Origin of the sequence: Psychrobacter sp. JB193 (assembly GCF_002285555.1) — a bacterium.
GTDB classification, from domain to species: Bacteria; Pseudomonadota; Gammaproteobacteria; order Pseudomonadales; family Moraxellaceae; genus Psychrobacter; species Psychrobacter alimentarius.
Map to the genome: position 1 here is coordinate 298,790 of NZ_NRGY01000003.1, position 11,647 is coordinate 310,436.

The 11,647-nt window shown below is 43.7% G+C and carries 7 protein-coding genes; 1 reads left to right on the forward strand and 6 read right to left on the reverse strand.

Annotated features, from left to right (window positions below):
• Positions 1 to 57: 57 nt before the first annotated feature.
• The 3 genes from CIK80_RS14470 to cysG all read right to left on the reverse strand — a co-directional run bounded on the left by CIK80_RS14470 (position 58) and on the right by cysG (position 7,332).
• Positions 58 to 3,921 (reverse strand): AAA family ATPase, encoded by a 3,864-nt coding sequence (locus CIK80_RS14470; RefSeq protein ID WP_095570597.1) that lies wholly within the window; start codon positions 3,919 to 3,921, stop codon positions 58 to 60.
• Positions 3,922 to 4,008: 87 nt separating this feature from the next.
• Positions 4,009 to 5,583 (reverse strand): exonuclease SbcCD subunit D C-terminal domain-containing protein, encoded by a 1,575-nt coding sequence (locus CIK80_RS14475; RefSeq protein WP_095570598.1) that lies wholly within the window; start codon positions 5,581 to 5,583, stop codon positions 4,009 to 4,011.
• Between the two features lie 168 nt (positions 5,584 to 5,751).
• Positions 5,752 to 7,332: a siroheme synthase CysG gene (gene cysG, locus CIK80_RS14480; RefSeq protein ID WP_095570599.1), complete on the reverse strand. Its 1,581-nt coding sequence runs from the start codon at positions 7,330 to 7,332 to the stop codon at positions 5,752 to 5,754.
• Positions 7,333 to 7,616: 284 nt separating this feature from the next.
• Between cysG and CIK80_RS14485 the strand changes: the two genes are divergently transcribed.
• On the forward strand, positions 7,617 to 8,357 hold the full coding sequence (locus CIK80_RS14485) for an SDR family oxidoreductase (RefSeq protein WP_095570600.1): 741 nt from the start codon (positions 7,617 to 7,619) through the stop codon (positions 8,355 to 8,357).
• Between the two features lie 133 nt (positions 8,358 to 8,490).
• Here CIK80_RS14485 and CIK80_RS14490 read toward each other — a convergent pair whose 3' ends face one another.
• From CIK80_RS14490 to CIK80_RS14500, 3 genes are all read right to left on the reverse strand, one after another.
• Positions 8,491 to 9,129, reverse strand: coding sequence for a phosphoadenosine phosphosulfate reductase family protein (locus CIK80_RS14490; RefSeq protein ID WP_062844618.1), 639 nt, complete (start codon positions 9,127 to 9,129; stop codon positions 8,491 to 8,493).
• A gap of 73 nt (positions 9,130 to 9,202) precedes the next feature.
• Positions 9,203 to 9,799, reverse strand: a complete 597-nt coding sequence (locus CIK80_RS14495; protein WP_062844617.1) for a DUF934 domain-containing protein — start codon at positions 9,797 to 9,799, stop codon at positions 9,203 to 9,205.
• Positions 9,792 to 11,477 carry a nitrite/sulfite reductase gene (locus CIK80_RS14500; RefSeq protein WP_062844616.1) on the reverse strand — a complete coding sequence of 562 codons (1,686 nt, stop codon included), beginning with the start codon at positions 11,475 to 11,477 and terminating at the stop codon, positions 9,792 to 9,794. Before CIK80_RS14500 ends, CIK80_RS14495 begins: the two co-directional genes overlap by 8 nt.
• Positions 11,478 to 11,647 lie beyond the last annotated feature (170 nt).

Genomic DNA, 11,647 nt, shown 5'->3' on the forward strand with positions numbered 1-11,647 from the left:
TAACGGTGGTTTTTTATTGTCTGATGATTATCGGGTAGATATGATCGGTTTTAAATTTTAGTGGGCGACTCGCCGGCAACCTTGACCACTGATCTGACTAAAGCCGCCAGAGAGCTTTTCAACTTTAATCTGAGTTAAGATGCGATCTTTTAGTGCCTGCACGTGAGAGATTACACCGATCAATTTGCCTTCTTGCTGTAAATTAGTCAGCGTATCTAGTGCAATATCCAATGACTCTTCATCTAATGTACCAAATCCTTCATCTAAAAATAGTGAGTCCACGCGGATATTTTGACTGGCCATTTGTGAGAGTCCTAGCGCAAGTGCCAGACTGATAATGAACCCTTCACCACCTGATAGGTTTTTGGTGCTACGAATCTCACCACCTTGATAATTGTCAATGACATTGAGCTCAAGCGGGCTGTCATCATCACGGATCAGCAGGTAACGATCACTCATTTGTTGTAGCTGAGTGTTGGCATGATTGACCATGAGATCAAAAGTGAGGCCTTGAGCAAAGGTGCGGTATTTTTTGCCATCGGATGAGCCAATCAATTTATGCAGTTGTTGCCAAACTTGCAACTTATCCTTTTGGGCATTGATGGCATCAATTTGTGCTTGCTGGGTGTTTTTCTTATCTTCGTTGTCTTTTAGACGCTGACTGATCGCACCAATAGACTCAATGCAGCTATTAAACTTCTCTTGGACTTGCGCTTGCTGCTGAGTAAGTGTCTCTCGATCGTCTGTTGTCAGCGGGTTTGCTTGTCTATCTTCCAATGCTTTCTCGGTTTCTTTTAACAGAGACTGCGCTTGCTGGAACGCATAATCAATACGTTCTTGCTGCTGCTTGAGCGTATTACGCTCACCAATTGGCAACCGCGCATTCGCAAAATCCGTTTCATTCATAAAGTCAGAAGCAGCAAGTATCAACTTAAAGCTATCTTCTTGAGTGTTGAGCGTACTTCTCACCGTGGTTATTTGTTCAATCACATATCGCTGTTTCTCAAGTAATTGCTTAAGCATGTACTCAGCATTGTCTAGTTGTCTTTGGGCAACGGACTGATCGGTTTTGGCTTGTTCTAACGCCTCGCGCAAACGCTGCTCTTCTACGTCAGGATCTTTGTTGGCGAATACATTTGCTCTGTTTGTTTGTAACTGCTTAAGCGCCTCTGTTTTTTCAATCACGAGTTGAACCAGCCTATCAAGCTCCTGTTGGTCTTTATCCAACTGGGTTTGTTTGGTATCGATCTGTATTTCTAGACGACCTAGTACTGTCGTCAGTGTTTGATGCTGCTCTTTATAGTTATTAAACTCATTTTTTACAGCCGTAAGCGCAGCGTGCTGCTGACGTAATGTGTTGATATGCGCATGGTAATCCGACTCATTTAGTACGACTTGGTTGTCAATACTGTCCATCAGGGGGTGTAAAGTGGGCTGCGAGGCGCGTATCTGCATGATTGCGTCTGACTGAAACGCGCCAGTGGCGTATCTCGCTAATAGCTGCATGATGTCATTTTTAAGAGTGGTTAATTCAGAAAAATTATCGTGAATTTTTTTATCTATCGTATCCATACTCGCAGATTTTATTTTAATATCCGTCTCAATCTCATTAATATCCGTTGCCAGCTTATGCTGCTGTTGTACTAAAGCGCTAATGTCACCCCGTATAGTAGCAAGCTGCTCGCTACACGTTTCATAGTTGGACAGCGTGTCTTTAAGAGAGCTTCTACGTTCGGCAAGTTGATGCTGAGTGCTCTCTAACAACGGTAGTATATCTACCTGTGTCTCAAGTTGCTGCAATGGATGTATCGTTGCCGCGATAAATGGCGAGTAGTTTTTCTCCAGCACTAAACTCACTGACTGCTTGATATCAGCTGTTAGTTTTTGTGCTTGATCTAGTAGTCGATTTTTCTGATTTTGCTGCTGCTCAAACTGCTGTTGTTTGGTCGCCTGACTGATACGATGCGCAGCTAAGATACTTTCCAAGTCGGATATGATAGTGTCCAGCTCCATCATATTTTTCTGAATCTGGTCCGCTTCGGTATCTGATACCAAATGCGGATGGTTTGCGCCATAAGGATGCTCAAGCGATCCGCACAGCGGACAGGGATGACCGTCTTTTAAATCAGCAATGTGACTTTCTAAGGTGGCTACTTTTTGTAGTAGATACCGCTGTGTTTGTTTGTCTTGCCGCTTGTCTTTAGTGGATTGGATAGTATGCGTTTTATCAGCAATGATATCAGCAAGCGCTACCAGATCGTCTTGTATTACTGGTAGCGCGGTGTCTATATCTTTGATCTGTGCGCTAATCTCATGCCACTTATCTGCTTTTAACTCTATTTGTTCAAGCTGACGATTAAGGCCATCAATCTGTTCTTGCTCTTGGCGTATATCAGACAATGATTGTACTTGGATCAAGGCGGTTTGCTGTTGTTGTAGCGCTTTGGTCTCAGCTTGCAGAGCTTTTTCTTTATTCGCTTGTTCCTCTTGTTGTTGATGCAAGGTTTTAAGACGGCTTTGATACTGGTCTATATTTCTTTTCTGACTAGTCTGGTTGCTGATTAGATCAGCACTGTCTTGCAACAGTGCTCTTAAACTTGTGCAATAACTCTTAAAATTAGCAATATCGCCGTCGATGTCATTTAAATCATTTGCAGTATCAAGGTCGTGCTCGATACCTGCTAATTGAGTTTGATTGCGCGCTGCTTCTTTTTTATGATTATCTATCTCTTGACGCAAATGCTGAGTACTAATAGATAAGTCTTGTCGTCTTTGCTGAGTTTCTTCCAAAGTGCGCTTATTCTGCGCAATTTCTACATCAAGTCTGCGCACCTCTCTAATGTTAGGCGAGGCGACAGTCCATTCTTCATTAGCGGCTTGTAGATGAGCTTGTGCTGTCTCTAAGTTCGTAATAGCCTGCTTTCGATTGTCTTCCTGCTGCGGTAATGTCTGATTTATTTTCTGCTGTTCATCTTGCAAGTGTTTTAGGCTATCGCGATTGTGGGTCAGTTGACCAAATTGACTATCAATCTCCAACGCCTTATTAGCAGCAGTTAAGCGTTTAGCATTAGGGATAAAATCTTGCTGCGCTTGCCGAGCATCATCAAGATCATTTTGATAGACACTCAGTTTTTCTTTTGCTTCTGTAACACTATCTAGCCATTTAATTTTTTCGACCAAATCTTGAATGATTTGCTGCTGCGTACTTTGGGTGCTTTGATGTGATTGCAATTCGGCTCTTAATTGAGCTTCTTCTTCAGTATCTAAAAGCGCCAATCCATCTAAACCGTATTGCAGCTTACTCAATATCTCTTCTTCAGTGCGCTTTTTATTATGAACGTGTGCTGAAATTGTGGCATAAATATCAGTGCCCGTAATTTTCTCTAAAATGTCAGCACGTTCGTCGGCTTTGGCTTTCAAAAAAGCTGAAAAACTGCCCTGAGCGAGTAATATCGAGCGAGTGAACTGCTGAAAATCCATCCGAGTTAGCTCAATGATTTTGTTTTTGGTGTGCTTTAAAGTGCTCTCTAACAGCTCATCCTTTTTTGACGGATCATCAACGTGTATTTGAGCAATCTCATGAGTTGCGTCTTGCAGATTACCGTCCGCTTTATTATAAGCACGGCGCTGTCCCCAGCGACAGCGGTACTGCTCACCATTCAAATCAATCACGACCTCAGCGAAGCATTCCGCTGTTTGCCGTGTCATTACTTCATTGCTGCTTTTGCTGATACTGTTGATTCTTGGTGTTTCACCATATAATGCTAAACAGATGGCGTCCAATATGGTAGTCTTGCCAGCGCCAGTCTGTCCTGTGATCGCAAAGATCCCTTCATTGGTAAAAGCGGTATCAGCGAAATCTATGTGCCATTCGCCTTTTAAAGAGTTTAGGTTTTTGAGTCTGAGTTCAATGAGGCGCATGGATATATCTTATTATTAGTGATAGCAACAACTGCGAAAATTTAGAAAGATAAACAATAGAAGTGCGATAATGATTTACCATTTATATCACTCGGCCTGTCTGTCCTCATGATGTAAGTGATAAAGTATCTGACCATAGGCATCGCGCAATGAGTCTTTTTGAGAATCAGCCACATCATTTATCGTCAAGCAGCGCTCAAACACTTCCATCTCATTTAGATCTTGTAGTGTCTCAGAGGTTTGCTGCTGATTAAGAATTTTATTATAAGTACGCGTGTTTTTAATTTTTAATACCTCACATGGCAAATCCTCTACCATACCTTGTACTTGCTCACGTAAGTCACTGACAATTTCGTCACCCGTATAGACCACCTCTAGCCAAATAGATTCAGTTGGTGTGAGTGATTTTATTGTTTGTGAGATTGTGGTTAGGTCACCAGATATCTGCGCCAACTGTTGGAACTTTGGAATGGGTAGGGAAACTACTTGCATCTGATTACCCACATTACGGTGCAGCGTTTTATTGGCAGTGGGAGCCTTAGCAGATACTATTTGGATGCTTTGATCTTGCTGAGCAGAAGTGCGATTGGTGACAATTGTTTTTTCTGCTTCCTTATCTTCTAATTGCTCGTCAAAGCCAAACAAGTCATCTATAAAACCAGCTTGTACAGGTGCTTTTTTAATGGTTTTTTCTGCTGACGTTTCAATCGTGGCAGTTTTAACGCTAGTATCTGTGTTGGCAAGCTGAGGAATGGCGTTTGGCCTTAAGCTATCATTATTAAAATATTCAATAGCACCGAACTGTATGAGCAAAACTTGTTTTTGCTGCTTTGCCTCGCCAAAGCCCATTGCGATGGGTGAGCCTGAGTAGCGAATACTTTCAAGACCACCAACGCGCTGCGGGACGTGTAAATGCCCAAGGGCGACATAGTCAAAACCCTCATCAAACATATCAGCGGAGATTTTGCCAAGTGAGCCAACATAGAGATCGCGCACGCCATCATCATCGGTTGTTTTGCCACCAGCAGCGAATAGATGACCTGTGGCAATGATAGGAATATGCCGTTGATGAATTTTTATTAATTCTGCCTGCTTTCCTTTCGCAATACTTGCTACTTCATCATAGTGGGTGCGAATACCTTTGATAACATTGGCATCTTTGCTATCCGCAGACTCGCCAGCGCTACTGCTACGCACATCACGATCACGCAAGTAGGGCACAGCGGCGATGATGCAATGAGGATTGTTATTATCATCACCTAAGACCAATACTTCATCTTCTAAATCATCACAAGCCGTACCAATCACATGAACATTCAAAAATTTGAGCACATTGCTTGGCGCATCCAAAAATGTTGGTGAGTCATGATTGCCTGCGACAATGACCACATGCTGACAGCAGGAACGTGAGACCCTACCCAAAAACTCATAATATAGCGCTTGGGCTTTATTGCTGGGCGTCATGGTATCAAAGATATCACCCGCGACAATCAATATATCCACTTGCTGTGCGCTAATGGTGTCTTCTAGCCACTGCAAAAATGATTCGAACTCATCATAACGAAGGCGACCGTAGAGACGTCGCCCCAAATGCCAATCGGAGGTGTGTAAAATCTTTAGAGGTTTTGTGGCAGCATATTTGGGCGTGTCAGGTATGGACATAGTAGGGCTTATCATTAAACGTGCGAACATTGGATAGACAGGTTTTATTCTAGCAAGATTTGGGCAGGTTTGCTCTGTTGCCTTATAGAAAAAAGCCCTACCAATTATTTGGCAGAGCTTTTGACGTTTTCAGTAGGCGTTTAATCTAGGACCTTAAATACTCTCTTGTCACTCAGCAAGATTGGCAACCATAGAAAGGGCATGTGCTTGCTGACTTGTAGATGGTTTTTTGTCTTTATTAAGACTTGATATGCCTTCGCGCAACCAGTTATCCGCTGTGTCATCGCTGTTTTGATTGTACTGATTATACCAAGACAAATCGTGATGTAAGCTGACCACATCGCCCATGATCAGTAGGGCAGGCGTTGGTAACTCGGCGTCCTCTTGTTTGGCAACAATCGTTGCAAGCGTACCTGTCAGTACTTGCTGATTGGGCATACTGGCATTAGAGACAATGGCAATTGGCGTATCAGCGCTACGACCAGCGTCAATCAAGCCTTCAGTCAAGCGCGCCAGCGAATGCAGACCCATATAAAATACCACCGTCTCATCAGTGTTTAAGAAGTTTTTGAAGTTACTGTTGGGTGCACCTGCCTTCAAGAATCCTGTCACAAAACGTACGGATTGTGAGTGGTCACGATGGGTCAGCGGAATGCCAGCGTAGCTTGCTGCGGCATTAGCAGCTGTGATACCTGGTACAACTTGATAAGGCACACCATGAGCACGTAGGCTCTCAATCTCTTCGCCGCCACGTCCAAAGATAAAGGGATCACCACCTTTTAGACGTACCACGCGGCGACCTTGCTTAGCGCTATTGACCAATAACTCATTAATACCGAGCTGTGCCACTGCGTGATTGCTGCGTTTTTTACCCACAAATACTTTGTCCGCATCACGGCGGCACAAATCCAACACTTGCGGTGATACCAGCGCATCGTAGTAAACAATATCTGCTTGCTGCATCAAGCGCAGCGCTTTAAAGGTGAGCAGTTCTGGATCACCTGGGCCTGCGCCAACAATATAGACTTCGCCCACTGGGGTTTGAGCGTCTACTGAGTCATCTGATACGGCAGCTGCTACCGTCTGTTCTGTTGCCTTTTTCTCATCAAGTGCTTCTGCGGTACGGTCTAGGTCGGCTTTGAGTTGTGCGATTGCTTCATTTTCGTTGCCAGCAAACATCAGCTGGCTGACTTGACCTTCAAACGCACGCTCCCAAAACTGCCGCCGTCCAGTGAGCGTTGGTATTTTGGATTTTACCTCACTACGGAAATCACCTGCCAGCTTGGCCAATTTACCATAGCCTTGTGGAATTAGTGTCTCAAGGCGTGCCCGTAATAGCCGTGCCAATACGGGCGCTTTACCATTGGATGAAATCCCAATCACAATGGGGTTACGGTCAATAATCGCTGGAAAAATAAAATCACACAATGGCGGCGTATCGACCACATTGACCGGGATATTTAGCTCAGTCGCATCGGCGTGAATCTCATGGTTAAGCGTTTCATCGTCAGTCGCAGCAATGATCACGCGTGCACCTGACATATGAGCTATATCGTAATTCTCGTAGATAAATTCGTGTTTATCATCCGTTAGCAAGGCTTGTATCTCATGGCTGATATCAGGCGCAAGAATCGTAATGCACGCGCCAGCACGGCTCAGCAAGTCAGCTTTACGCAGTGCCACTTCGCCGCCGCCCACGATGAGCACTTTACGGCCTTCTAATTTGAAAAATAGCGGGAAGGTGTTCATAGCGTCACCATATATTGAGTTATTTATTATAAATAATAGAAAAGGTATGAGGGATGCCGCCATTATGAGGTATCACAGACACACTCTCACCTAGTGAATTGGCATTAACATATTCGTTTTTGAGATAAAAAACGATATTTTTCTTGCCAATAGGAATAGATGAAATGACTTTCTCAAATCAATAAATTTTCTAACACACGCTAACATATTCCAAAATTAGGGTGTGCTAGCATGCCTTAGGATCTTCCATCGTATATCGATAATTAAAAAAGAGTAAGCATACTATGAAATTACAAGACAGAGTGGCGATTATATTTGGTGGCACTTCAGGATTGGGTGAAGCGACGGCTAAGGCATTTGCTAATGAAGGCACTAAAGTAGTCGTCACAGGACGCGATGAGGAAGACGGTAATCGAATTGTTAAAGATATTAAAGACAGCAATCAAGACGCCATTTTTGTAAAGGCTGATGTGACGGAAAAGAGCGATATTCAAGCCGTTGTTGACAAAGCATTAACGACTTATGGTCAGATTGACATCTTATATAACGGTGCTGGTATTCATGATGCTTATGATAATGCTGTTGAGCTAGAAGAAGATTTTTACGATAAATTGATGGCGATTAATGTCAAAGCGCCTTATCTGGCTTCCAAAATGGTGATTCCGCATTTTATTAAGCAAGGCGGCGGCGCCATTATCAATGTCGGTTCGCAAGCGACACAAATGGCTGGACCGGGCGGCTCAGCATATGTTACATCCAAGCATGCTATTTTAGGGTTTTCGAAACAGTTAGCTTTCGATTTTGGTAGTCAGGGCATCAAAGTTAATACATTGTCGCCAGGTTTTATAGAAACACCAATGACTGAGGGAATTGAGGATGAACGTCTAGCGCGTATTCCTGCTCAGCGTGCTGGTAAGCCTGAAGAGATTGCTGCACTTGCCGTATTTTTGGCATCTGATGATTCTAATTATATGCAAGGCGCTAACGTTTTGATGGATGGCGGTTGGGTGCTAGGTCGCAAATAGCTTTAGTCGTTGCCAACATAGTCGTCAACAGTATAACGAACGACTCTTATGTATATTCCCAACAATAGAAAAGCCCTCTCAAAATGAGAGGGCTTTTCTATTGTTGCGTAATGCTGTGAGTGGTTATCGAATATTATAACTGAGTATGCAGACCACACTCACGGCTTTCTTCTACTTTGGTTGGATCAAAATAATCAAACTCATTTGGTAGGTTATGCTCATCAAGATAAACGTCTAGATCCGCATCGGTTTTCTCAAACAATGGCGCGACTTTTAACACGCCATCTTTTGATAAGCTAAGCACATCAAGACCTTGGCGGAATTCGGTCTGATCTTTACGAATGGCGTTGAACCAGACGTCAGGCTTTAACTCATCCAAAGCACGGCGGAATGGCTCAAGTTTTACTTGATCCGTAAACTCATCATGCTGTGGGTTATCGATTCCTGGGATACCGTTCATGGTTGCATCACGGTAAGCGGCTGTTTGCTTAGGAATATACGTGATGACGTTTAAGTTCAAATCACGGATAACTTTGTTGGCAAATTGATAGGTCGCATCAGTATTGTAACCTGAATCAACCCACAGTACAGTGATGTCAGGATGCTGCTTAGCAACCAAATGTAAGATGGCTGATTCATAAGGGCGGAAGTTCGTTGTGATGATTGGGTTTTTCGCTTGCGTTAATGCCCATGCCACGATTTCTTCTGGTGATTTGCCTTGCAAGTCTTGGTTTGCTTGATCGATATCTAGGTTTGGGTGTAATTGGCTCATGATACATTCCTTAATGGTGATTAATATAAAAGTGATTAATTAAAATTTAATAATAAAATTAGGTGCCCGAGAACTAGCTGCCTGAAAACATCGGTAATGCAGCGGCATTGCGACCATCATAACTGCTGGAAAGTGCACTAAATGCTTGATTGATATCCGAGATAGATTGCATATCATGCTCATTCAGCACAAAGCTATCGACGCCAGTACGCAGCAGATAGGCAATTTGATCACGGCCAAACTGTCCTGCTATACGGATCTCCCCTTTGTAGCCGATTTGGCGTAGGGTTTGGGCGTAACTAAAACCACGTCCATCGGTGAAAGCAGGCACATGAATGACAATCAAATCTTGCTGTAACAAAAACTCTGACAAGCCAATCAGTAGATCCGTATCACTATTCGCGGTCACCCATACGCCAACACGACTGGCATGTTGGGTTACGAGGTCACTCACTTGCTCTAAGAGACCGCCAGCAAGTTTGCCTGCCGAATCTAGTAAATCAGAGAGGGGCAGTAAGACCTCAAGTTTTTCTTGTTTTTGTAGTAGCTCAAGTAATGATATATGAGACAGTGCGATACCATCTGGCAGCTCATTAGTGCTAAGCGCTAACCACGTATCGTTTTGACTGATATCAACACCTTCATGGTTTAACACATGATGATTACCCATAGACCTTCTCCTTAAAGGGCGCAATACCAACACGATCAACCAGATCGCCAAAACGTTCTACGTCTTGCTCATTGCTTACGCGCTGTTCTAGATAAACATCTAGAATTTTTTGTAGGGTAACCGCTACATCAGTTGCTGGCACAGCTTTGCCCAATATTTTACCGATTTTAGCGTCGTTACTGGAGTTGCCACCAAGGCTGATTTGATACCAGTGCTCACCTTTTTTATCAACACCCAAGATACCGATATCACCCGTATGGTGATGGGCACAGGCATTCATACAGCCAGACATGTTGAGACGAATCTCACCCAAGTCATATAGGTAGTCAAGGTCATCGAACTGTTTTTCGATTTGCTCAGCGATGTTGTGGGTCGTCGCATTGGCAAGCGAGCAATAATCCCAGCCTGGGCAGACGATCATATCTGTGAGTGTGTTGATATTGGCACGAGCCAAATGCAAGGTAGATAACTGTTGCCATAACTCATACAGCTGATTGGCCTGTACATCAGCGAAGACCAAATTCTGCTGATACGTACCGCGGAGTTCACTAAAGCTATATTTATCAGCAAGATCGGCAAGGGCGTCCATTTGTGACTCGCTCACATCACCTGAAGGCACATAGCGACCATCGACCACCCCAGCTTTCAAAGAGATTACCACGGCACGATAACCCGCAACTTTATGCGCCACTGTATTTTGGTTGTACCAATTGGCAAAATCTTTATCAGCATCCAGCTGCTTTTGCAAATCAGACTGCACTTGTAGAGTATCAAAAGTCAGATAGTCAGGCTCAGTGAAAAAGCTGCTGGCAGTCGCAAAATTTTCCTCGGTCAACGTCAGCGGACCGTCTTTGGTATGCGCTTCCCACTCAGCATCGACCAATTTGGCAAAGGCAGGGCCGCCCATGCTTTCAACCAATATCTTGATACGAGCTTTGTACTTATTATCACGGCGACCATGTAAGTTATAAACGCGTAAAATTGCATCCAAATAACTGAGCAGGTGCTGGCGCGGTAAAAACTCATTGATCACTTTACCAATCACTGGTGTACGACCAAGCCCGCCGCCAACCAGCACTTCAAAACCAAGCTCACCGGCTTCATTGGTTTTTAAATGTAGTCCTACATCATGCACTTGCGTTGCGGCACGATCATTGGCAGTGCCAACCACCGCAATCTTAAATTTACGCGGTAAAAACGCAAATTCAGGATGAAAGGTTGACCACTGGCGAATAATCTCACAATAAGGGCGCGGATCCGCAATCTCTTCTTGGTGGATACCAGCATAAGGGTCAGTGGTGGTGTTACGAATACAGTTGCCCGACGTTTGAATCGCATGCATCTGTACTGAGGCCAGCTCTGCCAAAATATCTGGAACGTTTTCAAGTTTTGGCCAATTCAGCTGAATATTGGTACGGGTGGTAAAGTGCCCATAGCCTTTGTCATACTTGCGCGTGATTTCTGCTAGCTTGCGCAACTGATAAGAAGCAAAGAGGCCATAAGGAATGGCAATACGCAACATTGGTGCGTAACGCTGAATATAAAGACCGTTTTGTAGACGCAGCGGCAAAAACTGCTCTTCTGGCAGCTCACCTGCCAAAAAACGTTTGGTTTGGTCGCGAAATTGGGCGACGCGTTCCTCTACTAAGGTTTGGTCAGCGTAATTATATTGATACATGACGTAATCTCAATTTTGTTTTTAAGCTTAATGGCAGCATTGATATTGATTTGCGTGTGTAATAGGTTTTATTGCCAATCGCATGATGAATAATTCAGCTTACCATCATATAAGCTTGCTTCCATAAACATAAATTCCTTTCAGACATATCCATATCCAAACACAGCATA

What these genes read in the sequence shown, in the direction of transcription:
- CIK80_RS14470 (WP_095570597.1), bottom strand. Translation starts at nt 3,921, where the DNA reads ATGCGCCTCATTGAACTCAGACTCAAAAACCTAAACTCTTTAAAAGGC.
- CIK80_RS14475 (WP_095570598.1), bottom strand. Translation starts at nt 5,583, where the DNA reads ATGTCCATACCTGACACGCCCAAATATGCTGCCACAAAACCTCTAAAG.
- cysG (WP_095570599.1), bottom strand. Translation starts at nt 7,332, where the DNA reads ATGAACACCTTCCCGCTATTTTTCAAATTAGAAGGCCGTAAAGTGCTC.
- CIK80_RS14485 (WP_095570600.1), top strand. Translation starts at nt 7,617, where the DNA reads ATGAAATTACAAGACAGAGTGGCGATTATATTTGGTGGCACTTCAGGA.
- CIK80_RS14490 (WP_062844618.1), bottom strand. Translation starts at nt 9,129, where the DNA reads ATGAGCCAATTACACCCAAACCTAGATATCGATCAAGCAAACCAAGAC.
- CIK80_RS14495 (WP_062844617.1), bottom strand. Translation starts at nt 9,799, where the DNA reads ATGGGTAATCATCATGTGTTAAACCATGAAGGTGTTGATATCAGTCAA.
- CIK80_RS14500 (WP_062844616.1), bottom strand. Translation starts at nt 11,477, where the DNA reads ATGTATCAATATAATTACGCTGACCAAACCTTAGTAGAGGAACGCGTC.